Source organism: Capnocytophaga sp. oral taxon 903, assembly GCF_013394785.1.
Taxonomy (GTDB): Bacteria; Bacteroidota; Bacteroidia; order Flavobacteriales; family Flavobacteriaceae; genus Capnocytophaga; species Capnocytophaga ochracea.
This window is the reverse complement of the sequence record NZ_JABXYW010000002.1, coordinates 287,865-312,777: the sequence shown is the minus strand read 5'-3', so window position 1 is coordinate 312,777 and position 24,913 is coordinate 287,865. Positions and strand designations below refer to the sequence as shown.

Sequence of the window (24,913 nt, the reverse complement as noted above, 5' to 3'; positions counted from 1 at the left end):
TAGATTTACTTCACTATTATCTGAACCGTATCTGAAGCCACTTGTTTAAGCAGCACTTCTTTGTTCATTTCCACTTCTTTAATAGCCTCTTCCGTAGCGTGGCGAATGGTATAAAGTGTTACGTTCTCAGTTACCGATACCTTAAAGCGTTCTTCCAATTTTTCTAAAAGTTCAGTTAAGGTATCGAATTTGTTGTCTACACATACTGAAAAACTAATAGCCGAGTTCTGTATCACACTTACTTTCATCTTAGTCTTATGCAAATTTTTGAAGATATAGCTAATACCCTCTTCCATTATAAATGAAAAGTCAAGAGAAGAGAGAGAAAGCAGTATTTGTTCTTTCTTGAGGATAAAGCAAGGTACCTTTGGAGATAATTCAGCTACATTACACACAGCGCTTCCTTCAGCAGTAGGATTCAAAAACGAACGTACATAAAGAGGGATTTCCTTTTGTTGGAGTGGTTGTAGGGTTTTTGGGTGTATTACTGAAGCACCATAAAAAGCGAGTTCTATAGCTTCCTTATAAGGGATTTTATGCAAGAGCTCTGTATGCTGAAAATATCGAGGGTCGGCATTGAGAACACCAGGAACGTCCTTCCATATCGTTACACTTTCAGCGTTTAAACAATAGGCAAAAATAGCCGCTGTATAGTCTGAACCTTCACGCCCTAAGGTAGTAGTGAAGAAATTAGCATCGCTTCCTAAGAAACCTTGTGTGATGTTAAGTAATGATTTGTTAATATGCGTACGAATGTTACTTTGTGTTTCTTCCCAGTCGATAGAGGCATCACGGTAATTACTATCTGTTTTTACGAGATTACGGACATCTATCCACGTGTTTTTAATACCATTGTCATTCAGATATTGACTGATAATAGTAGTAGAAATGAGTTCGCCAAAGCCAATCACTTGGTCATATACAAAACTGTGTTTCGGCGACTTATTGCGTTCTAAAAACGAAGTGAGCTCTGCAAACAAGCCATCTACTTTCCAATACACAGGGTGATTTTCATCGGTAAATAGTTCGCGAATGATATGGTAATGAAAGTCTTTTATCAGCTGAACGCTTTCCGAAAGTTTTTCTTGTTCCTTAAAATAGCTATTTACCACTACTTCTAAAGCATTAGTGGTTTTTCCCATTGCTGAAATGACGATGAGCGTATTAGCATAGCCTACCGTTTCTAATATTTTAGCGACATTGCGCACACCTGCAGCATCTTTTACTGAGGCGCCTCCAAATTTAAATATCTGCATTTCTTTTTAGATATGAGGTAAAGTCTGCGACTGCAGAGTATGTGAGTAAGAGGTAAGTAATAAACCTAAATACCCAAAATACCGAGATTAACAGTGCAAAGGTAGTGTATTTTAGTGAAAATAGAAAAGTGAAGACTAAAAAATGTCATTTGGAAGTGATATTGTTATATTTCTAACGTTCTTTTTTTATCTGTTGTTTTAGATATTTATTATCTTTAAAGTAATAAAAAATGAGTGTTGAGAAGTATTTCTCAACACTCATTTGTATAGTCAAGTATCAAACTATTTTTATTTGTTTCCTGCCTGTTTTTTAGCGTCTGCTTTCATCTTTTCATTAGGAACGATTACTACATTCACACGGCGGTTTTTAGCTCGTCCATCAGCAGTTTCGTTACTTGCTACAGGGTTTCTTTCGCCATACCATTTGGTAGTAAAACGGCTACCTGCTAAACCTTTACTTTTAAAATAGTTAGTAACGGCTTGTGCACGGCGTTGTGAAAGACCTAAGTTGTACTCATCTTTACCTACATTATCAGTGTGGCCGGCTACTATCACATTAGTATCAGGATATTCTTTAAGAATAGCAGATAGTTTATCAAGTGTTTGTCTTGATTTGTTGTTGATGTTATACTTATTAGTATCAAAGTATACACCTCCGTTATTTTCGTCGAAAGTAACCACGATACCATCGTCTACACGTTTAACATCGGCACCTGGGATTTCTTCTTCTATTTTTTTAGCTTGTTTATCCATTTGGTTACCGATAACAGCTCCTGCAGCACCTCCTACTACTGTACCGAGTACGGCACCGAGTTCGCTGTTTTGTCCGTTACCTACGTTGTTCCCTAAAATAGCTCCTAATAAAGCTCCACCAGCAGCACCAATTACAGCTCCGCGTTGTGCTTTGTTAGAGTTGTTGTATGCCTCGCAACCGGTAAGCAATACAGCTGCCGATAAGGCTAAAACTACGATTTTTTTCATCTTCTGTTTGTATTAATCTTTAATTATTTTACAAAATTCATTGAGATAACAAAAGGTTTGCCATCTACTCTCACGGTTTGTTCCCATACCATTGAGTCGTCAGAAATACTTGCCAAGTGCAAACGAATACCTGCATTGGTTTCAGATTTGTATTTTTCATTGGTAGGTTTCAACAGAAAATCATAGTATCCTGTTGATTTATCTACTTCTTGAACAATGAAAATGAAGTTTCTTTGTCCTGTTGAACAACCACTCGCGTTGATAGTATAGTGTCCGCGGTTGTTATTCGGAACGAATTTCCAAGTACTACCTTCAAAGCATTCTTTGGAAGTATCGTTCAATAAGGTAACATCAAATTTACCTTTTTCACTATATGTGATGGATTGCAATGTCCATTCACCTTTAATAGCTTTATTAGCTATATTTGTTTCTTTAGGTTTTGCAGTCATTGAGCCTGAAGAACTCTTACAAGCCATTACCAATACTGCCATTACAAGTAAAAGTGCAATTTTTTTCATCTTTAATTGTTTTTGATTACGAGGGCAAAAATAAACTTTTTTTTCTCGCCCACCTAATAATTAACTAAATATTAACATTCTATTACTAAGTTATCATATGCCAAAAATACGTTTTTAGGCAATCTTTTTTGTATCTCATCGTGAAAACCAAAGGTTTGGCTCACGTGCGTGAGATAGGTGAGCTTAGGTTGTACATCTCCTATAATTTCTAACGCTTCCGCTAAATTAAGGTGCGTGGGGTGTACTTCATCTCTTAGGCAATTCAATACTAAAACATCTAAATCTTGTAGTTTTTTCCTTTCTCTTTTATCTATATATTTGGCATCGGTAATATAACCAAAATCTTCTATCCGATAGCCTACGATGGGCAAATTCCCGTGCATTATGTGTATAGGTTCAACTGTTTTACCACACAAAGTAAAAGGTGCTTCGTCTATCTCGTGAGGTATTACCGAGGGAGCTCCTTCATATCGGTTTTCAGTGGCAAAGATATAACCAAAACGCACTCTCAGCTCATCGATTACTCTTTTTAGTCCATAGATAGGCATATCGCCTTGCAAGCGTACAAAAGGGCGTATGTCGTCCATTCCGGCGGTATGATCGGCGTGCTCGTGAGTGAACAGTATAGCCTCCAAATGCTGTACATCGTTGGTGAGCATTTGCTGTCTAAAATCAGGACTGCAATCTATTGCAATATTGGTGTCTTCCCAACTGATAAGTGCCGAAGTGCGCAACCGTTTATCTTTGGGATTGGTGCTTTTTCCCACAGGGTGGTTGCTTGCTATTACAGGAACTCCTTGTGAGGTAGCTGTGCCGAGGAAAGTAATTTTCATTTTTCAGGTAAGAGATAAGAGGTAAGAGGTAAGAAATAAGAACTTTAGCTCTTACTTCTTACCTCTTACTTTTTACCTTATAAAAAGGTTTATTTTTTATGACGTGGTTCTGAGGATACAGTTAATTTTTTGCGTCCTTTAGCGCGACGGCGTGCTAATACTTTTCTACCATTGGCAGTTGCCATACGTTCTCTGAAGCCGTGTTTATTTCTTCTTTTTCTCTTTGAAGGTTGAAATGTTCTTTTCATTGCTTGTTAATCTTTAAAATCTTATTAAAAATGATACTTTATCTCTCTATTTTATCAATAGCGGGGCAAAAGTACGTCAATTTTTTGGAATGACAAAATATTTTTTATTTTTTCTTGTGTAAGACTCTATATTCTTCGTAACACTGACTGATGGCTTCAAGCACTTGCAGGTCGTTTGCCGTCATTATAAAATCGTTAGAATAGTTACAAGAGCGAATGATATCTTCTAATTCACTACGGTCTACTTGCAAAAGTTCTAATAGGGTTTCGCGGTCGTAACGGGTGGAAAGAGCATCGCTCAATTCGTTATCTTTGCGCATCTCTCTCAGTTTGCGCATTTCTTTCCCTTTGGCACTAAACGAGCGACTCAGCAAGTCGGCAGGGTTCATTACAGCACTTAGCACTCTACCCACAGCACTTGCACTAGCTCTACTTTCATAACCTATATCTAACCCCGAAATACTATAACGCGTATTGTCATTGATAGGTGCATTTTTAGCGTCAATATCCAAATAACCTGTGAGTTTATAAGGGGTTACAACCACTTCTTGTAAAGTATAAGCAAGCTCTGTCATTCCTATTTTCAACCCTTGATATTTTATCATATCGTTTGTTATGCGTATCTTGGTAGATTTATACCCTAAAAAAGAAATGTATAGCGTGTCGTTAGCACTTACTCTGATGCTAAAATCACCTTTGTCATTGGTAGTAGTACCTCTTACTTTATTGAGGTTTAAGATGTGTACATTAGGCATTGGTTTATTGTTTTGCACACTGTAAATATGTCCGTGCAACACTGTTTCCTGAGCTACAAGTGTCGTCACACATAAAAACATACAAAACCATAATATCTTCTTCATCATACTTACTTCTTTTAAGGGTAAAAAAATGGGTGTTCGAGGAGTGCCCTCGAACACCCTAATCATATTAAAACATTAGTTCTTTACATTGAAGGCTTTTTCTTTAGGATAGTAAGCTACTGAACCCAAAGATTCTTCGATGCGGAGCAATTGGTTGTACTTCGCCATACGGTCTGAACGTGAAGCCGAACCTGTTTTGATTTGTCCGGTGTTCAAAGCTACTGCTAAGTCGGCAATAGTGTTGTCTTCTGTTTCTCCTGAACGGTGAGACATTACGGCAGTATAACCAGCGCGGTTTGCCATATCTACGGCTGCGATAGTTTCAGACAAAGTACCGATTTGGTTTACTTTGATGAGAATAGAGTTGGCAATACCTTTGGCAATACCTCTTTCAAGGATAGATACGTTAGTAACGAACAAATCGTCACCAACCAATTGTACTTTTTTGCCCAATTTGTCAGTAAGGAGTTTCCATCCGTCCCAGTCGTTTTGATCCATACCGTCTTCGATAGAGATGATAGGGTATTTAGCTACCAATTCTGCCAAGTAGTCAGCTTGTTCAGCTGAAGTACGTACTTTACCTTTAGCACCTTCAAAGATAGTATAATCGTATTTGCCATTTTTGTAGAACTCAGAAGAAGCGCAGTCTAAGGCGATTTTGATATCTTCACCCCATTTGTAGCCTGCTTCTTTTACAGCTTCTTTAATAGAATCGAGAGCGTCTTCGATGTCTTTAAAGTTAGGAGCAAAACCTCCTTCATCACCTACGGCAGTGCTCAATCCTTTTTTGTGCAATACCTTTTTAAGGTTGTGGAACACTTCTGAACCCATTTGGATAGCTTGTGAAAAGTTCTTAGCGTTCACAGGCATAATCATAAACTCTTGGAAAGCAATAGGCGCATCGGAGTGTGCCCCAGCGTTGATGATGTTCATCATTGGTACAGGCAAAGTGTGAGCACTTACCCCACCTACATAACGATACAAAGGCAAACCGAGTTCTTCAGCAGCGGCTCTTGCTACTGCCAATGACACCCCAAGAATAGCGTTAGCTCCTAATTTAGATTTGTTAGGAGTACCGTCGAGCTCAATCATTGTTTTGTCGATAAGGTTCTGTTCGAAAACGTCCATACCTACGATTTCTTCTGCGATGATATCGTTTACATTAGCAACGGCTTTGAGTACGCCTTTACCCATATAATTTTTACCACCGTCGCGCAATTCAACGGCTTCGTATTCACCTGTCGATGCTCCTGATGGAACAGCAGCTCTACCAAGGAAACCATTCTCGGTCATTACATCTACTTCTACGGTTGGATTTCCTCTTGAATCCAAAATCTGACGTGCGTGCACGCTTACAATAATACTCATATATTTTGTTATTTAATTATTTACTTTGTTTAGGGGTTAGGGATATCGGACTTATCTGACTTTATAATGCTAATTGTCAATTGTCAATTATCAATTGTTAAAGCTTTCTCTTCCCCAAAAGAAAGGCGGTTCGATACCCAAAGCGCGGAGGTAGGTATACCCTTGTCCGCGGTGGTGACTCTCGTTTTCAATGAAGTATAATATCCATTGGGCAAAGCTGAAAGTCATTTGATAAATAGTAAACGGTTGGGTATAATCACCTACTTTTTGCCATTCACGGTCGAGAATTTCAGTAGCTCTGTCCCACAAAGTCAATACTTCCGCTTTGGTAGTAGGAAAGGCTCCTTTTAAGAAAAGCGTGTGTTGCTCCTGAAATCTCTCTTTAAAAAGATAGTCCATAACTCTCAAAAACTCTTCTACCATTCCTGAAAACGGACGCAGGTTTGCAATGTTGAACTCAAAGAGGTCTTTCTCGGGGAAAGCCTCAATCACCTTGCGGGTGAGACCACGTACATCTTTTAGGTTAGTGAGCAATGCTTCGGGTGTAAGTAATTCTTTCATATTAGTCGTTAGTGTTTAGTCCTTAGTTTGTAGCCTATATTTTATACTTAATCTTCTTATCCTCTTCTCGGCTTGTCCCCCTTCGGGGGTTCGGGAGTAATTTTCTAATTTTCTAATTTTCACATTTTCTAATTTTCACATTTTCTAATTCCCCAATTGCTCCACAAATTGGTCGAACAAATAGGTCGCATCATTAGGACCAGGTGCGGCTTCAGGGTGATACTGCACACTGAAACACTTCTTGCCTTTCACTCGTAAACCCATCACAGTATTGTCGTTCAGGTGGGTATGCGTGATTTCCACATTAGGATTAGCTTCTGCCTCTGCTCTATTCACAGCAAACCCGTGATTCTGAGAGGTAATCTCGTCCTTACCTGTAAGCAAATTCTTCACAGGGTGATTAATACCACGGTGACCGTTGTGCATTTTGTAAGTGCTAATGCCGTTTGCCAGTGCAATAATCTGATGTCCTAAGCAAATGCCAAAGATAGGCAAATCTTCTGCTATCATCTGCTTTACTTGGGCAATCACCTCGGTGAGTGGTTCGGGGTCGCCAGGCCCATTAGACAAGAAATAGCCATTGGGGTTCCACGCTTTAAGCTCAGCCAAAGGCGTGTTGTACGGAAATACTTTGATGTACATATCACGGGCTGCCAAGTTGCGCAAGATATTTTTCTTGATGCCGAAATCGAGCGCTGCTACTTTGTACTTCGCTTCTGGATTGCCAAAAAAATAAGGTTCAGTAACCGACACTTTCGATGCCAATTCTAAACCTTTCATATTAGGAATCTCATTTAAGCGAGTTTTGAGCAGTGCTAAATCGTCAGTTTCTGTGGAAATAACAGCGTTCATCGAGCCATTGTCACGAATATAACTCACCAAAGCGCGGGTATCTACTTCACAAATGGCTACCAAGTGGTTACGGTCTAAAAAGTCTTTCAAGGTTTCCTCGGCAACAGCACGGGAGGCATCATAACTAAAATTTCTACATACCAGCCCTGCAATTTTCATACCATTCGATTCGTTGTCGTCTTCACAAATACCGTAATTGCCGATATGAGCATTGGTCATCACCATAATCTGACCAAAGTACGAAGGGTCAGTAAATATTTCCTGATAGCCCGTCATACCCGTATTGAAACACACTTCGCCAAAAGCAGTACCTTCATAGCCAACGCTTTTACCATAAAAGGCAGTGCCATCAGCAAGGAGTAATACCGCTTTTTTCTTTTGTTGATACTTCATTGTGCTATTTCCTTAAATCGAGTGCAAAGGTACAAAATATTTTTGAAATATAAATAATCAATGATATTTTTTAGCCCAAACCTATTAAAATTATTTCAATATTACCCTAAAATACAATCAATATTCATCTTATCTCCATCTTATCTTCACCTTATCTCCATTCATTCGCCATTCATTGTTCGTTCATTGTTCGTTCATTGTTCGTCTTTTGTTCGTCTTTTGTTCGTCATTTGTTCGTCATTTGTTCGTTCATTGTTCGTCTTTTGTTCGTTCTTTGTTCGTTCTTTGTTCGTCTTTTGTTCGTCTTTTGTTCGTCTTTTGTTCGTCTTTTGTTCGTCTTTTGTTCGTCTTTTGTTCGTCTTTTGTTCGTCTTTTGTTCGTCTTTGCGTCGCTACAGTTCCCCCTTTGGAGGAAGCCAGCGAAAGCTGGGTATGTGTAAGGGGGGAGGTTCTCTTCGTCTTTTCTCTATCTGCCCGTGTGGCTCACACCGCTTTTGTCATTCGTCATTCTTGTACTACCCTTTACCTTTTACCATTAATCATTAATCATTAACCATTATTTAAATATTCATAAAAAAAGTTCCTATTTCCAAAAAAATATTATACCTTTGTCATTATTTTAAATTGTTAAGCTATGAAACAACTATTTATTGCATTTCTCATTGTGTTAGGATTGAGTGCTTGTACCAATCCTGAAGAAGCTATAAAAGCGTATCAGCAACAAAAGGAAGCTATAGGTTTGCAAACTCCCGAAAAGCAAAATGAACTTTTAGGGCAGAACCCTGTTGCTTTTCAGCAGAACCTACAAGCGATAAGTAAACAATGCGCTGAGGTGTTAGCTAACGCTAAAGGATTACCTTCTGATTTTATAGTTAAAGAAGAGAAAGAGAACCAATACGAACTCTTGTCTCTTACTTCTGCTTATTTACTAAATCATCGTAAATATACCGAAGAAGAAGCCCCTGCTATCAAAGCCTTGGAAGAATCTCTTAAAGATGTAGATTTAGATAACGCTACCGATTTCGATGCGTATAATGCTTATAAAACCTTAGTGCATAATTGCTTCCAACTGAAAATCTATCGCTATCAAGTGCAATATGAGTTCAACGACCCGTGGGGTAAGATTTTAGCCGATTTCAATACACTCAAATCACAAAATATTAAAGAAGACCTCACCCCTTTGCTCATCGAAGGCGTATCGGCTACCTCGGCTGAGACTACCAATGAACAGATTATAGCCTTAGTGCAAAAGACAGTAAAAGACGACGAACTGTTAAACGCTCTTTCAGGACGCATTGCTACAGTAAACCGACTTAAAGCAGGACAACCTTTCCCTCTTTTTAAAGCTCTTACCGACTTGAACGATAAAGAAGTGAAATATGAGAGTTTACCCCTCAAAGACAAATTGCTATTTGTAGATATATGGGCTACTTATTGCCCTGATTGCCGTAAAGAGTTGCCCGCCTTAGAAGCCTTACAGCAATCCTATAAAGGTAAGCCTATTGTCTTTCTCAGTATTTCAGTAGACCGTGATAAAGAAGCGTGGAAAGAGATGGTAAAGAATGATAAACTAAGTGGTATTCATCTGTATACCACCTCAGAAGTGAAAGATATTTATAAGTTTTTGTACGACTTGCGAAGTATCCCTCGCTATATGCTTATCGATGCGCAGGGTAATATCATCAATAGCAATGCACCAATGCCTTCCGATGAGAATTTAAAGAAACTCATAGATACCCATTTGATGGCTATTAACAATCCCAAAGCCAAGTAACTTTTTTAAACCATAAACATAACATAAAATGAAAAGAATTCTATTTTTAGTAGCTTTATTGATGGCAATTCCTGCCTCAGCTCAGTTGCTTCGTCATAATTTCGACGAAGAAGGCGATACTTTTATTCAAGGTATTGTGCGTGGACAGTTTTGGGCTCGCCTTACCGAAACAAACCCTGGTACTACCGTACAAGGTGAACCTGCCGATAAGGTATTCGACCTTTCTGTACGGCGTTATCGCTTAGGCTTCTTCGCCCAAGTAGAAAAGAAATGGTTGTTCTATATCCTAATGGGAAATAATAATCTCAACCAAAGTACCCTCCAAAGCTCCGATTTCCGTCTGCTTGACGTGCTCGGTCAGTATACTTTTAGCGAAAAATTGAGCATTGGGGTAGCCAAGACCACCTTTGCAGGAGCTGGGCGCTTTTCCAACGCTTTCTCTAACGGTTCTATGCTCACTCTCGACCCTTACATTTATTATCTTAACACCCTTAATCATTTCGATGATATGGGGCGTAGGATAGGTGTTTACGCCAAAGGTCAGTTAGGAAAGATTGATTATTTCGTGTCTTTGCAAAATTCACCTGCCCCCTCTGATAATGTTCGTACAGCTTTTAATTATAGCAAAGGGCAACCTAAAGTGCTTACTTCCTCTTACCTAAAATATGAGTTTTGGGACGATGAGAGCAACAAATTGCCTACTAGCGGAGGTAATGGCACTTATTTAGGAACTAAACACATAATGAATCTCGGTATTGGTTATGAATATCAAGCTAAAATGAGAGAAATCACTGATGGAACTAATACTTCCTATCGCGATTACTTCAATTTAGGTATCGACTTCTTTATAGATACTCCTATTTCTGAACGTAACGACGCTATTACCGCTTATTTGGGCTTTAACAGCACTCATTTTGGTAGTGATTATGTGAGAAGTGTCGGGGCTAATAGCATTTTTGGAGGAGGAACCTCTCTTAATGGGGCTGGCAATGCTACTCCCGTCATAGGTACAGGTAGTACTTTATTCTTGCAATTAGGCTATCTGCTTCCTAAATGGGAAAATTGTAATATCCGTGTACAACCCAATGCAGGCTGGCGATTTGCTAACTATAAAGCCCTCAACAGCAACGTGAATATCTATTCAGTAGGCGTGAATACTTATTTTAATGGACAAAAGAGTAAACTCTCCTTAGGCTATGAGAACCGCCCTATCTTCGATGCTACTGATAAAAAGGTAAGTACTCGCTTAGGTACTTTTGTATTGCAATACCAAATAGAGCTTTAAGAGAGAATATTGGATAGTGAAAAGTCGCTTTTCTATCAAACTCTTCACCCTTCCAACTATTTAATTTGCATTGTATATCACCTCCTAAACAAATAAAAGAAGGCTGTCTGTTTTCTATCAGACAGCCTTCTTTATATTAGTATTAACATTAACCACTAATCATTAATCATTAAAAAAAGTGTTTTTTACTTTCTCTACAAAGTCTAACTTTTCCCAAGTAAAAAGCTCTACTTCTATCTTTTTTGTCTTGTGATAAGGTGATGAGAACTCTTTGGTTACTACCTTAGGTGTGCGTCCCATATGTCCGTAAGATGCTGTTTCGCTATAAATAGGATTGCGTAGTTTCAGGCGTTGTTCTATATCATACGGGCGCAAAGGGAAGATTTCTTGTATCTTCTTCGCTATTTCACCATCGGTGAGGTTTACCTTAGCTGTACCATAAGTATTTACGTACACGCCCGTAGGTTCAGCTACCCCTATGGCGTAACTCACTTGCACCAATATCTCATCGGCTACTCCTGCGGCTACTAAGTTCTTAGCGATGTGTCGCATAGCATAAGCTGCACTGCGGTCTACCTTACTTGGGTCTTTGCCGGAGAAAGCGCCTCCGCCGTGAGCCCCTTTACCGCCATACGTATCTACGATAATTTTACGACCGGTCAAGCCTGTATCGCCGTGAGGACCTCCTATCACAAAGATACCCGTAGGGTTGATGTGGTAAATAATCTTGTCGTCAAAGAATGGCGCATATTGAGGATACTTTTTAATCACACGCGGTATGAGAATGTTCACAATGTCTTCTTTTATCTTTTGAAGCATCTTCTTTTCCGTGTCGAACTCGTCGTGTTGGGTAGAAATCACAATCGTATTTACGCGCACCGGTTTGTTATCATCGCTATATTCAAGGGTTACTTGGCTTTTCGCATCGGGGCGCAAATAGGTAATCTCTTTGTTTTCACGACGTAAATCAGCTAATTCTCTCAGCAAAGCGTGCGAGAGGTCTAAGGCAAGAGGCATATAGTTTTCGGTTTCGTTTACCGCATAACCAAACATCATTCCTTGGTCGCCAGCCCCTTGTTCTTCGGGTTTACCGCGGTCTACCCCCTGATTGATATCGGGCGATTGTTCGTGAATTGCCGAAAGCACACCACACGATTTGGCTTCAAACATATAGTCGCTTTTAGTATAGCCAATTTTCTCAATCACGTTGCGCGCAATTTGCTGTACATCTATGTAGGTGTTCGATTTTACTTCCCCAGCCAATATTACCTGACCGGTAGTAACTAAAGTCTCGCACGCCACCTTCGAATGAGGGTCGAAAGCAAGAAAGTTGTCGATTAGAGCATCGCTTATTTGGTCTGCGATTTTGTCGGGGTGTCCTTCAGAAACGGACTCAGAGGTGAATAAATATCCCATTGGTAATTATGATTTAGTAGAGGACGCAATTGTAAAGAAGAATGGGGAACCGACGTGAAAAGCAAGTAAAGATTACTGTTTTAGCATTTTTCGGGGAGTACCCCAAGAGGTTGCAATCAGTACAAATTTGTCCTCTTGTTATGTTTTTCGGTGCAAAGGTATAAAATAATTATAAATGAACAATTATAAATAAATAAATTTCTCTACTGTTCACTCGCTCACACCTATTTGTCGTGCTAATTGCCTGTGTGACTCGCACTTTACTCTGTGGCTCACACTAAAGTCCTATCACTATCCCAACACTCGGTATAAAACCACTGCTGAAAACACTTTTGTCCTTCTTGTAGAGCACATTGTAGCTCACACCTATCTGTATATACACATTACCCCCCACATTTTGCATATAACCGGCTCCCACATACAAGGCATCTTCCTCAGTATTGTATTTGTAATTGGTGCTTTTATGCTTCTGAGAGATAAAATAATGCTGATAAGAACTACTCACATACGCCACCCTACCTATGTAATAGGTTAAAGCAGGACCTACACCCACTAGCAAACTGCGGTAGTATTCCGAGTTTTGAAAAGAACCATTCACCACAGCAGCAAGCTCCAAATCCTCAGTGATTTTGTACCCTAAGCGTGGCGATACATCAATCCCCAATCCATAAGTAGAGTAGCCAATGCCTATATTTCCCCCATAAGTCCAAGGGTTAGGACGGCTGCTTTGGTAATCAGGGTCTAAAATATTAGGACTTTGTGACCAAGCTAAGTGGCTCATAACAAGTAGTGTGATAGCTGATAAAAAGCGCTTCATATTCATATGTTTATATTTTTCGGCAAAGATAATAAATAATTGCAAATAGCCAAATCTTACCTTATCAATAAGCAATGGCGTATTTTTCTATAAGATAATACTTTTTTAGAAAAACCAATAACAGAACATAAGTGTAACTACCTTATAGCGCTCAGCCAAGGTGTACAAGGGCTTTTAGTAACATTCCTATATCTATCGTCCAAGATTCGTTCAAGCTTCCTATAAGCTTCCTATAAGCTCCATATAAAAATTTTTTTACCCAAAAAAATGCTCATAAAAAATATATTCATCACATTTTCAGTATATAAACTCTCAAAGTTCTAAAAACGCCATTTTGTCAATAAAGAGGCTATGAAACATATTTATTTTCTGTTTTATAGTATATTTTTAGAAAAATATTCTAAAAGAGGAATCTCTTTTTTCTTTTGTTTGTTTTTCTCATTTTTTTTTAGAAAACTTTGCACTGAAAAATAAAGCGATTTATGAATTTGAAAAATTTATTAGTTTTTGTAGGTATTTTCCTTTGGGTATTACCTTCCTTAGCGCAAAATGTAACGATTAAGGGCTCGGTGAAAGACACGAAGGGTGAACCTATGATGGGCGCTTTTGTCTTTATAAAAGGCACCCAACACGGTACTTCTACTGACTTTGATGGCAACTATACTCTCAATGCCCAAGTAGGCGATGTACTCAAATATTCATTCTTGGGAATGAAATCTGTCGAAAAGAAAGTAACGGCAGGTGTAACCCAGATAGATATCGTCCTTCAAGACGATATTCAGCAATTAGAAGGTACAGTGGTAACTGGCTATGGAGGCAAAAAAATAGCCAGTCGCACGGTGGCTTCGGTAGCTACTGTAAAAGGCAAAGATTTTGCCGAAACCCCTAATGCTAATATCACCGATGCGCTACAAGGTAAAGTGGCAGGTATGGTGGTAACTACCGAGTCTGGAAGACCAGGAGCAAGCTCTTCGGTACTCATTCACGGACTCAACACGTTTATGTCAGTTTTTGATAAGACGATAGTCTCAGAACCTTTGTATATAATAGATGGTGCCCCTGTAAGTGGCGATATAATGACGATGTATAACCCTACCGATATAGAGAGCGTAACAGTACTCAAAGACGCTGCTTCTACTTCTATCTATGGAGCTCGTGCTGCCAATGGGGTGATTTTAATTACTACCAAAAGAGGTAAACGCAATGAGCGCACTCATATTACTATTAATCATCAGTTGGGCTTCTCAATGCGCACCAATGTAACTCGCAAATTCTTTGATAATATGGCGAGCCCACAAGAGTATATGGACTTTTGGGTAAAAAAAGACCCCAATGCTATTGTAGCTTTCGGTAGGCGTTCGGGCTACACTCAAACTACGGCAAGAGCTATCGCCGATAGTATCTTGGCAGCAAATCCTTATAATACACGTTGGGATAAAGTTTTCTTTCGCGATTTCGCTCCTATCTCACGCACCGATGTGTCTATTTCGGGAGGAAGTAATACGACCTCTTATTACATTTCGTTGGGCTACTTAGACCAACAGGGTATTAAGGCGCGTTCGGACTACAAACGCTATAACCTCAATACTAATTTAGACACTCAAATAACCGATTGGCTTAAAGCAGGGCTTTCAATCTCCTTAGGAACTACCACTGCCGAAGGAGTATCGAATGCTGGTAGTGAAACCGATATATTGTCGCTTCCCATTTATTCTCCCAAAGAGAGCGATGGGAAGAGAAAGAATTACATTCCTTCTTTTATTAATCGTCAAAATGGCTTTTTTCACCCTGATTATATGGCTGAAAAATACCCTTCTATTGATTATACTGAGGATATATTGCCTATAGGGTATTTATTAATAGAACCTATCAAGAACCTGACATTTAAAAGCCAAGTAGGGATACAGTATAATGTAAATGAAACTGAAAGCAAAGGGCCTCTGCCTTCTTATATAGATTATCGTTATAGTAATGATAGTAGCAAAACGGTAGCACAAACCTTTCGCTATCTCAATAAATACATACAGCGTACTTATACTAACCTATTGCAATACAAATGGAATATAAAGAACTTACACGATTTTGACTTCCTATTGGGGCAAGAATCTATCGAAACGCTGTGGCGCTCGTTCAACGCATCGTCTAAGGGGCAACCTTCTGATGCTTTATCAATGCTCAGTCACGGAACTAAAGAATATAATGTAGGAGATAGCCAATCTGAATCAGGATTTAATTCCTATTTTGCCCGTTTGGAATACTCTTATAAATATCGTTATTTTATAGACCTATCAGCACGCCGTGATGGTTCATCAGCTTTTGGTTCAAATAATCGCTATGCCAATTTTTGGGCGATAGGAGGAATGTGGAAACTCAAAGAAGAGAAGTTTTTGCAAAAGGTAAATTGGCTTACCAGCTTAGATTTGCGTTTTAGCACCGGTATTTCGGGTAACTCTTCTATTGGTGATTATCGCAATAGAACCTTGGTGGATGCTTCAAAATTATATAAACAAACCCCAGGTTATTTTATCGCGATGCTCGGTAATCCCGATATTATGTGGGAAGAACAACAGAAAACAACACTCGGCTTGCACATTGGTATTGCCAAAGGTACTACTATCAATTTTGAAGTGTATGAGCGCAATACCCATAAAACTCTTGCACAACGTTATATAAACTCAGCCTCTGGCTTTACGTCTATTCCGGATAATATAGGTGATATGCAAAATAGAGGTTTTGACCTTACTATTTCAACGATTGCGTATAGAAGTAAGAACAATGATTTAAGCATACGTCCTTATTTCAATATGAATTACAATGAACAGAAGGTAACCTCGCTATTCTTGAGCAAAGATAATTTTGTGAATAGACTTTTTAATAATGGATATAGGCTAAATGAACCATTACAATGGGCATTGCCAATATTTAAGGGTATCAATAAAGACGGAGATGCCGAATGGTATCAACGAAACGAAGATAACCCTATGATACAACAAAAAGACGACTCCAAAGTTACGACCCAATTCAGTGAAGACCTAATACAAACTACAGGTAAGAAAATGTTTGCACCTATCAATGGTGGTTTTGGGCTAAGCGCTACTTATAAGAATGTATCACTCGATTTGGCATTTTCTTATGCTTTGGGCAAATGGCTCATCAATGAAGACCGATACTATACTTTAAACCAAAGCACTTTTGGAGGTAAGAATTTTAATAGAGAATTGTTTAACTATTGGAAACAAGAAGGTGATGATACAGAGTTGCCTAAACTCAGCAGTGCTTATTATATGCGCAAAGATACTCGCTTACTCGAAAATGCTTCTTATATGCGCTTGAAGAGTATAAGTTTAAGTTATGCGCTTCCTCAGGAGGTAATAGACCAAATGAGATTCTTTTCAGGAGTGCGCCTATATGCATCGGCACGTAATATTTTTACCATTACCAAATATTCAGGAGCCGACCCTGAGTTTTCTAATACGTTATCAAGAGGAGGTTATCCGCCTGCTCGTCAATTTACTATAGGTGTAGAACTTAAATTCTAAAAAGGGAAAATGAAAAAAATAATATATATAGCACTTTTATGTTCTTTTTTGGTGTCGTTGCCTACGGGTTGTGCTCGTTTGGACTTAGACCCCTATAATTACGCCAGTGAGAATACCAGCTTTAAGAATAAGCGCGATGCTGAAATGTGGGTAAACGGGATGTATAACGCTTTGCGTGATTACAATCAGGGGCAACAGATGTATGCCTCAGACCTCCAAGCCGATTATCTCAACGCAGCTGCGGGAGCAATGGAAAAGTTGCCCGATATGCATCGTTGGTCTACGTTTGCTTCTTCAGAGCACGCTACTGCCTCTATATGGAAAGAACGCTTCCTTATCATTCAAGATATAAACACAGGTATTAAGGGCTTCCCTAATATACCTGAGCAATCAGAAATACAAGAACTTACAGGAGCTCTCTACTTAGGGCGAGCCTATTGCTTTACCTATTTGGTTATGCACTTTTGCAAACCTTATAACAGTAGTACAGCAACTACCGATTTAGGTTTACCTCTGCTTACAGCTCCTACGCTCAAGAACTTTCCTCCGCGCAGTAGTGTAGCCGAAACCTATGATTTTATACTCAGTGATATTCAGAAAGCCGAAACCTTATTGGCAAATCAAAAAGGAGCAGCAGGAGCTGATACTTTCACCCTCGATGCTGCCAGAGCTCTCAAAGCAAGGGTATTGCTCTATAAAAATGATTGGGCACAAGCCTACCAAGTAGCAGTAGCACTTATCAATACTAATCGCTATCCACTGGCTACCTCTGCCGATGCTTTCAAGAAAATATGGACAGAAGATGATAATGCAGAGAGTATTATCCAGTTATACGCAGCTGTCAATGCAGGAGTTTATGAAACTTCTGATAATACCAATGAGCTCTATTTAGGCGAAAGTGAAAGTTTCTTTTTCCCAGGACAGATAGACGCCAATCCTAATGTGTTGCCCACTCAAGATTTTATAGATTTATTTACTACTGACGACTGGCGAAAAGATGTTTTCTTAAAAGAAGTAACCGTAGGGTTTAGCTCTCTTTATGCTGTAAACAAGTACCCTCGAAATAGAGAATTAGAACCTATTGATAGTTATAATTTTTATTATGGGCATAAGGCTAAGCTTTTCCGCATAGCTGAAACTTACCTTATAGCAGCCGAAGCTGCCTATAAGAACAATGATGAAACCAATGCTAAAAAGTACTTAAACCTATTACGTGCTGCCAGAGGGCTCACAGCGGTTACTACCTCAGGAAGTAACCTCTTTGTCGACATACAAAACGAACGCAATAGAGAGTTAGCTTTTGAAGATTTTCGCTTGTATGACCTCAATCGTTGGGGATTGCCTGTAAAAAGAGGTACCCCTCAGGATGTAACGGCTATCAGGAATACTCCTGCCTCTGATTATAGTGAACTCAATATTCAGGTAGGAAGTAATTACTATTACAAAATAGTATGGCCTATACCAGTAGATGATATAGACTACGAACAAGGCAACTGGAAACAAAACCCTAATTGGTAATCCTATAATTAGCAAATTAGTAAATGTGAAAATTTGCTAATTTGCTAATTATCTAATTTATAAAAATATGGAATATTACGAATTATACAAAAAACTAAAAACAGTTTTCGATACCCAGCGCAATACCGAATTACCGGAACTGGGTATTCGTATCTTGCATAATAGCTTCTTCTCCGAAGGGGCTAAGTATTACCTGCCGGGAAGTCCGCATTTGTTTTGTCAAGAACATAACTTATCGTTTCCTTCTCAGCTTAATGATGCGCAAGACGACCTTCATTGGGCTGACTATGATGTGGATTGTAATATTCATTTCCAGTATCATATAATACAACCTTTGGGAACTTCAAAAGCTGAAGGGGTGATTATTGTATTCCACGGACTCAACGAAAAGAAATGGGATAAATACTTACCGTGGGCTTATGGATTGGCAACACAAACAGGTAAGGCAGTAATGCTCTTCCCAATAGCCTTCCATATGAGTCGTGCCCCTGAGCGATGGAGCTCTCGCCAAGAAATGTACATTATTGCACAAAAGCGTATGAATGAGTTTCCGGATAATTCCGAAACCTCTTATGTGAATGCGGCGACTTCTACGCGTTTAGATGCCTTTCCTCAACGTCTCTTTTGGTCGGGTTTGCAAACGTATAACGATATAGTACAGCTCATCACCAACCTGAAAGCGGGCTTGCTCCCTACCATTGCACCTACGGCTACGGTAGACCTCTTTGGGTATTCCATAGGCTCTTTCCTTTCTGTAATATTGATGATGGCAAATCCCCAAGGCTATTTTACTAATTCCAAGCTCTTTTGCTTCTGTGGAGGTATGACTATCGACCGTATGTTTCCCATCTCTAAATACATAATGGACGGACGTGCAGCGATAACAATGCAGAAAACCTTTGCAGAACTGCTCAGCACCAATTTCAAAAACGACGACCGCTTGAGACATTATCAAGACAGTAATCTTCATTTTGGTGAAGGCTGGTTCAAAACGATGTTGCGCTATAATTATTATCAGAAAGAACGTGAACAGCGCTTTGTGCAGTTGGAGAAACAGATTAAAGCAATGGTATTGGAAAAAGACGAAGTGACACCCCCTATTGAAGCTCTCAATACCCTAAAAGGCGGTTATCGCAATATCAATATAGAGGTACAAATAGAAGATTTTCCTTATCCGTATACCCATATGAGTCCGTTTGCGCTCACCACCAAGAATGCTCCCCAAGTAACCGAGGCTTTTGAGAGGTTTGTAACATCGGCAGTGGCGTTTTATTTAGGTAAAAGGTGAAAGATAAAAGGTAAAAGGGAAGTACAGAAATAACGAATGACGAACAAAAGACGGTGCAAGGTCGTAGCACGACAGGCCGGTGCGAGCCACACGTGCAGGTGTGAGTCGCACGGGCAGATAATGAAAAGATGAACAAAAGATGAAGGAAAGGTGAACGAAGAGTGGGTCTACAGTGGGTCTACAGTGGCTAAAGGACGAACAAAAGACGAACAAAAGACGAACAAATGACGAAGGAAAGACGAACAAATGACGAATCTATACCGAGGATAAGGCGAAGAAAGGTTATAGAAATATTGGCTATTAGGAGTTGCACTTGTGATGTATTTAACCTATATAATTGTAAATAACTACTAAACACTAACGGCTGACAACTGATGATAGATACACATACACACTTATATTCAGAAGAATTTGACGCTGACCGTACCGAGATGATTGCACGAGCCAAAGCAGCAGGGGTAACCCGTTGTTTTATCCCAGCTATTGATGCGAGCTATACCCAGCGAATGTTTCAGCTGAAAAACGATTATCCTGACTACGTTTTCCTAATGAACGGTCTGCACCCTTGTAGCGTGAAAGAAAACTATCAGGAGGAACTTGCGCACGTTGAGAATTTGATGCAATCGCATTTCTTTTGTGCTATTGGCGAAATAGGCATCGACCTTTATTGGGATAAAACTTTTCTCAAAGAGCAACAAGAGGCTTTTCAGTGGCAAATACAGTTGGCTAAAAAGCATCAGTTACCTATTGTTATTCACTGTCGGGAGGCTTTCGACGAAGTGTTTGAGGTTTTAGAAACTGAAAAAAGTGACGACCTTTTTGGCATTTTTCACTGCTTTACAGGCACAGAAGCGCAAGCTCAGCGAGCTATTGGCTACGGCTTACATTTAGGTATTGGCGGAGTGGTAACTTTTAAGAACGGAAAGATAGACCAGTTTTTAAAAAATATAGATTTACAGCATATCGTTTTAGAAACCGATTCACCTTATTTGGCACCAGTACCTTACCGCGGGAAACGTAACGAAAGTGCTTATATAGTGAAAGTTGTAGAGAAATTATCGGATATATATGCTTTGCCCGAAAGCGAGATTATACGCCTTACTGACGAAAATGCTACAAATATATTTAAGATTTAATTAGGTATTATCAAATATATTTCGTTACTTTGCCTTTCGTTATCCAAAACAAGAGAATATAGAGTATCTGAAATGACCGATTATTTCAAGTCCATACGTCCGTTTAACGACAACGAAGTAGCACGTGCCTTGTCGCAAATTAAAGATAATCCTTTGATTCGAGCGATGATGGCTTATGCATTTCCTGATGAAACTCCCGAGGAGCGAGAGCGACGACTGCTTGCTTGCCAAAAGGTGTCCGATTTTCAGGAGGATATAATGTATCAAGTGGTTACTAAGGCGATTGAGAAAAGTATTTCGGAATTTACCTGTGATGGGTTTGACGGTTTAGACCCGCGCAAAGCTTATGTATTTGTTTCCAATCACCGCGATATTGTTTTAGATACTTCCTTATTAAACGTTGCCCTATACGATAATCACCTTTCGATGACGGCTTCGGCGATGGGTGACAATTTGCTCAGGAAAAAGTATTTGAAGATATTGGCGATGCTCAACAGAAATATCATTATATATAGGAGTCTGCCCCCACGAGAGGCTTTGGAGCATTCTAAATTGGTATCGGAATATATTTACCACTGCATTACAGAAGAGCATCGCAATGTGTGGATTGCGCAACGAGAAGGGCGTACTAAGAATGGTGACGACCGTACCCAGCAAGGGGTTTTGAAGATGCTCACCCTTAATGCTCCCGAAGATATATCACCTTTGCAGTACCTGAAGACACTTAATTTAGTACCGATGTCGATTTCCTATGAGTTTGACCCCACTGATGTGTTGAAGTTGCCCGCACTTATTGCCCAACATAACGGGGTAGAATACGTGAAATCTAAAAAAGAGGATTTTGAGAATATCATTCAAGGCTTGTTGGGACAAAAAGGACGTGTGCATATTTCGGTAGGACAACCGCTGTACGACCAGATAGACACTATAGAAGCCACACATCAGCATCTTAACAAGCAATTGCAAGCCTTAGCTGAATGTTTAGACAGAGCTATTCATCAACAATACAAGTTGTTTCCTGCGAATTATATTGCTTATGATTTGCTGAACGACACCTCTATATATAAGGAATACTACAACGAAAAAGATTTTCGACGTTTTGAACGCCGAATGAACAACCGAAGCAATTCTGAAGACCTTTCACAAAAGAAGTTTTTAGAGATGTACGCCAATCCTGTAAAGAACAAATTCGATGGAAACCAATAATTCAAAAGTGCTCCTCATTTATACGGGGGGACTATCGGGATGATAAAGGACTACCAAACAGGAGCCTTGCGTGCTTTCGAGTTTGATAATCTTTACAAGCGTATTCCTGAGCTCTCGCACTTAGATTGTGAAATTTCGGTGCACTCGTTTGAGAAAGTGATAGACTCCTCGGATATGAACCCCCAGCATTGGATTGAAATTGCTGAGGTGATTGAAAGAGAGTATAATCACTACGATGGTTTTGTAGTGTTGCACGGCAGTGATACGATGAGCTACTCGGCTTCGGCTTTAAGCTTTATGCTACAAGGGCTTACTAAACCTGTAATATTTACCGGTTCACAACTGCCGATAGGCGATTTGCGCACCGATGCCAAAGAGAACCTCATCACCTCTATACAACTCGCAGCCCTAAAAGAAAATGGCGATCCGGTGATACAAGAAGTAGGACTCTATTTCGAGTACAAGCTCTACCGAGGCAACCGTACTACCAAAATAAACGCCGAGCACTTTCAAGCTTTTGCCTCGCTGAACTATCCGCTGTTGGTAGAAAGTGGTGTACATTTAAAGGTGATGAAAGAGAACCTTTTACCCCGTAAGCAAAAGCAACATTTAGAAGTGTGGAAAGATTTTGAAACTAACGTAGCGATTATCAAGATGTTCCCAGGCATTACTGCACCTATACTGAATGGTATTTTCAATATTCCAAATCTGAAAGGGGTAGTGTTAGAAACCTACGGTTCAGGTAATGCTCCTACCGATGCGTGGTTTGTAGAGAGTTTGCAGAGTGCTATTGATAAAGAAATACACATAGTGAATGTTACTCAGTGTTCTGGAGGTAGTGTGATGATGGGCAAATATGAAGCGAGTGAAGCCCTCAAAAAGATGGGAGTGATAGACGGAAAAGACCTCACAACCGAGTCCGCAATCACAAAATTGATGCTTTTGCTTAAAAAAAATATTTCTCATAAACTATTCAAAATCAAGTTTGAAGAAAATATAGCTGGAGAAATTTAGCAAAAAATTAAGAAAAAACTTGTGGGATAGAAAAATAATTTGTTACTTTGGCATTCAGAAACAGCATAGAGAGAGGTGTCCGAGTGGTCGAAGGAGTACGCCTGGAAAGTGTATATACGCCACAAGCGTATCGAGGGTTCGAATCCCTTCCTCTCTGCTTCTTTCTAAAAAAAACAGAATAATTATTAAACATTAAATTATCAACTAACAATTTAAAAAGATTAAACAAATGAAAAAAATGTCATCTAAGCTACTTCTAGTAGCAATGTTAATTTTAAACGTGGCTATGGTTAGCGCTCAGGAAGCAACTGAAACGATGCAACAAAGCAAAGGCTTCCACCAAGTATTTAAAGAGCGTTTTATTGAAGGGGGTCCTATGTATATGGCTCCTATCTTGCTCTGCTTAATTATTGGTTTGGCAGTAGCTATTGAGAGAATTATTTACCTCAATATGGCGACTACCAATTCTAAAAAGCTAATTGCCGATATTGAAGAGGCATTGGATAGCAAAGGTATTGAGGCAGCTAAAGAAGTGTGCCGTAATACAAAAGGCCCTGTTGCATCTATTTTCTATCAAGGTCTTGACCGTTCATCAGAAGGTATTGATATGGTTGAAAAATCAGTAGTATCTTACGGAGGTGTACAGATGGGACAATTAGAAAAGAACGTATCTTGGATTTCGCTCTTTATTGCTATTGCACCGATGTTAGGGTTTATGGGTACGGTAATTGGTATGATTGAGGCTTTCGATAAGATTAGTTCAGCTGGTGGTTTGGACGCATCATTGATTGCTGGTGATATCAAGGTTGCCTTGCTTACTACAGTGTTTGGTTTGATTGTAGCGATGATTCTACAAGTATTCTACAACTACATCATTGCTAAAATCGACGCTATCGTAAATGATATGGAAGATGCTTCTATCTCATTGATAGACCTTTTAGTAGCAAGAAAAATGAAATAATTTATTCACCCATTAAACAACTTTAAGTATGTATAAAATAGCAAAATATGGAGCTCTTGCTTTGGGCGTAATTGGGGTAGTTCTATGGATTGTTTTGTCTTTCTTTACAAACGCTGAGGATCCCAACAACGGTACAATGCAAGCTTTGTTTGTGCTGACTTATGTTCTTTTAGGTATTGCTTTGTTGGCAGTAATCGTATCAGCGGCACAAAACATTTTAGCTTCACCAAAAGCACTTAAGAAAACGCTTATCTATACAGGAGGATTTGTGGTAGTTCTTCTTTTAGCTTATATCTTCTCATCAGGAGCTGTAGAAGCTAATGCCAGTGACGAAGTGAAGAAAGCCAGCGAATCTGTAAGAAAATGGGTAAGCACAGGTTTAATCGCTTTGTACATATTGGTAGCGGTAGCCGTAGTAGCTCTTATAGCTTCCAATGTGAAAAAAGCACTAATGAAATAAGAAATTATGGCAAAACGTTCCGCACCTGAGGTAAATGCAGGTTCAATGGCTGATATTGCTTTCTTGTTGTTGATATTCTTTTTGGTAACAACAACTATTGAGAGCAACTCAGGGATTACTGTAAAGTTACCTCCTAAACCACAAGAAAATACGCCACCACCTCCACCAGTAAAAGAGAAAAACGTATTGGTAGTGGTAGTGAACAAGTACAACCAGTTGTTAATAAACAACGAAGTTAAGGAACTTAAAGACGTAAAAGAAACAGCGCTTAATTTCTTGGATAACAATGGAGATGGTTCTTGTACTTACTGTAAAGGTAAAAGAGACCCTCTATCATCAGACAACCCAGATAAAGCAGTTATTTCTTTGCGCAACGACCGTGAAACTTCGTATCACACTTATATAGCTGTACAAAATGAATTGATTAAGGCATATAATGAGTTACGTGAGCGTGAACGCAGACGTTTGTTCCCTAACGAAGTACCTTATGTTCAGATAGAGGAAGAATTTAACGCAGCTCGTACTCCTAAAGACAGAAAAGATGCGTTAGAACCTAAAATCGTGAAATTACAGGAGCTATTCCCAAGAAAATTGCTTGAAACAGCACCTAAGAAACACTAAAATTAGAAG

General features: G+C 39.3%; 21 protein-coding genes, 1 tRNA gene and 1 pseudogene. 12 read left to right on the top strand and 11 right to left on the bottom strand.

Features of this window, described 5'->3' with window-relative positions:
• Window positions 1–5: 5 nt before the first annotated feature.
• The 9 genes from HW279_RS01320 to carA form a co-directional block, all read right to left on the bottom strand.
• Complete coding sequence (locus HW279_RS01320) at window positions 6–1,256, bottom strand: aspartate kinase (RefSeq protein WP_009421686.1); 1,251 nt, start codon at window positions 1,254–1,256, stop codon at window positions 6–8.
• Window positions 1,257–1,544: 288 nt separating this feature from the next.
• Complete coding sequence (locus HW279_RS01315) at window positions 1,545–2,237, bottom strand: OmpA family protein (RefSeq protein ID WP_009410919.1); 693 nt, start codon at window positions 2,235–2,237, stop codon at window positions 1,545–1,547.
• Between the two features lie 23 nt (window positions 2,238–2,260).
• Window positions 2,261–2,755, bottom strand: a complete 495-nt coding sequence (locus tag HW279_RS01310; RefSeq protein ID WP_178957668.1) for a lipocalin family protein — start codon at window positions 2,753–2,755, stop codon at window positions 2,261–2,263.
• A gap of 71 nt (window positions 2,756–2,826) precedes the next feature.
• Window positions 2,827–3,588 carry an MBL fold metallo-hydrolase gene (locus tag HW279_RS01305; protein WP_178957667.1) on the bottom strand — a complete coding sequence of 254 codons (762 nt, stop codon included), beginning with the start codon at window positions 3,586–3,588 and terminating at the stop codon, window positions 2,827–2,829.
• An 89-nt stretch (window positions 3,589–3,677) separates the two neighbouring features.
• A complete protein-coding gene (rpmH, locus tag HW279_RS01300; RefSeq protein WP_002669412.1) occupies window positions 3,678–3,836 on the bottom strand; it encodes a 50S ribosomal protein L34 in 159 nt (52 codons plus the stop codon).
• A gap of 104 nt (window positions 3,837–3,940) precedes the next feature.
• A complete protein-coding gene (locus HW279_RS01295; RefSeq protein WP_009418141.1) occupies window positions 3,941–4,699 on the bottom strand; it encodes a carboxypeptidase-like regulatory domain-containing protein in 759 nt (252 codons plus the stop codon).
• A gap of 72 nt (window positions 4,700–4,771) precedes the next feature.
• A complete protein-coding gene (gene eno, locus HW279_RS01290) occupies window positions 4,772–6,064 on the bottom strand; it encodes a phosphopyruvate hydratase (protein WP_178957666.1) in 1,293 nt (430 codons plus the stop codon).
• A gap of 90 nt (window positions 6,065–6,154) precedes the next feature.
• Window positions 6,155–6,625: a DinB family protein gene (locus HW279_RS01285; protein ID WP_178957665.1), complete on the bottom strand. Its 471-nt coding sequence runs from the start codon at window positions 6,623–6,625 to the stop codon at window positions 6,155–6,157.
• Between the two features lie 144 nt (window positions 6,626–6,769).
• Complete coding sequence (gene carA, locus HW279_RS01280) at window positions 6,770–7,870, bottom strand: glutamine-hydrolyzing carbamoyl-phosphate synthase small subunit (RefSeq protein WP_178957664.1); 1,101 nt, start codon at window positions 7,868–7,870, stop codon at window positions 6,770–6,772.
• Window positions 7,871–8,503: 633 nt separating this feature from the next.
• On the opposite strand from carA, the gene HW279_RS01275 reads away from it, so the two are divergent.
• Together HW279_RS01275 and HW279_RS01270 are read left to right on the top strand one after the other, a co-directional pair.
• A complete protein-coding gene (locus HW279_RS01275) occupies window positions 8,504–9,643 on the top strand; it encodes a TlpA family protein disulfide reductase (RefSeq protein ID WP_178957663.1) in 1,140 nt (379 codons plus the stop codon).
• 28 nt (window positions 9,644–9,671) lie between these two features.
• On the top strand, window positions 9,672–10,928 hold the full coding sequence (locus HW279_RS01270; protein WP_178957662.1) for a hypothetical protein: 1,257 nt from the start codon (window positions 9,672–9,674) through the stop codon (window positions 10,926–10,928).
• 162 nt (window positions 10,929–11,090) lie between these two features.
• On the opposite strand, the gene metK is transcribed toward HW279_RS01270, so the two are convergent.
• Complete coding sequence (gene metK, locus HW279_RS01265; protein ID WP_178957661.1) at window positions 11,091–12,344, bottom strand: methionine adenosyltransferase; 1,254 nt, start codon at window positions 12,342–12,344, stop codon at window positions 11,091–11,093.
• 277 nt (window positions 12,345–12,621) lie between these two features.
• Window positions 12,622–13,236: a hypothetical protein gene (locus tag HW279_RS01260; protein ID WP_178957660.1), complete on the bottom strand. Its 615-nt coding sequence runs from the start codon at window positions 13,234–13,236 to the stop codon at window positions 12,622–12,624.
• Between the two features lie 407 nt (window positions 13,237–13,643).
• Between HW279_RS01260 and HW279_RS01255 the strand changes: the two genes are divergently transcribed.
• From HW279_RS01255 to HW279_RS01210, 10 genes and pseudogenes are all read left to right on the top strand, one after another.
• Window positions 13,644–16,700 (top strand): SusC/RagA family TonB-linked outer membrane protein, encoded by a 3,057-nt coding sequence (locus HW279_RS01255; RefSeq protein WP_178957659.1) that lies wholly within the window; start codon window positions 13,644–13,646, stop codon window positions 16,698–16,700.
• A 9-nt stretch (window positions 16,701–16,709) separates the two neighbouring features.
• Entirely contained in the window at window positions 16,710–18,218 is a 1,509-nt protein-coding gene (locus tag HW279_RS01250) for a RagB/SusD family nutrient uptake outer membrane protein (RefSeq protein ID WP_178957658.1), read from the top strand.
• 67 nt (window positions 18,219–18,285) lie between these two features.
• Window positions 18,286–19,506, top strand: coding sequence for a DUF6051 family protein (locus HW279_RS01245; protein WP_178957657.1), 1,221 nt, complete (start codon window positions 18,286–18,288; stop codon window positions 19,504–19,506).
• A 374-nt stretch (window positions 19,507–19,880) separates the two neighbouring features.
• Window positions 19,881–20,642, top strand: coding sequence for a TatD family hydrolase (locus HW279_RS01240; RefSeq protein ID WP_178957656.1), 762 nt, complete (start codon window positions 19,881–19,883; stop codon window positions 20,640–20,642).
• Window positions 20,643–20,714: 72 nt separating this feature from the next.
• Window positions 20,715–21,848, top strand: a complete 1,134-nt coding sequence (locus tag HW279_RS01235; protein WP_002673277.1) for a 1-acyl-sn-glycerol-3-phosphate acyltransferase — start codon at window positions 20,715–20,717, stop codon at window positions 21,846–21,848.
• Window positions 21,835–22,862, top strand: a pseudogene (locus HW279_RS01230) (asparaginase). The gene HW279_RS01235 and the pseudogene HW279_RS01230 overlap by 14 nt, the downstream one beginning before the upstream one ends.
• Window positions 22,863–22,931: 69 nt before the next feature.
• A tRNA-Ser gene (locus tag HW279_RS01225) sits at window positions 22,932–23,019 on the top strand.
• Window positions 23,020–23,091: 72 nt separating this feature from the next.
• Complete coding sequence (locus HW279_RS01220; RefSeq protein ID WP_009418843.1) at window positions 23,092–23,823, top strand: MotA/TolQ/ExbB proton channel family protein; 732 nt, start codon at window positions 23,092–23,094, stop codon at window positions 23,821–23,823.
• Window positions 23,824–23,851: 28 nt separating this feature from the next.
• Window positions 23,852–24,283 carry a hypothetical protein gene (locus HW279_RS01215; RefSeq protein WP_002673267.1) on the top strand — a complete coding sequence of 144 codons (432 nt, stop codon included), beginning with the start codon at window positions 23,852–23,854 and terminating at the stop codon, window positions 24,281–24,283.
• A 6-nt stretch (window positions 24,284–24,289) separates the two neighbouring features.
• A complete protein-coding gene (locus tag HW279_RS01210; RefSeq protein ID WP_002673266.1) occupies window positions 24,290–24,904 on the top strand; it encodes an ExbD/TolR family protein in 615 nt (204 codons plus the stop codon).
• The last annotated feature ends 9 nt before the right edge of the window (window positions 24,905–24,913 follow it).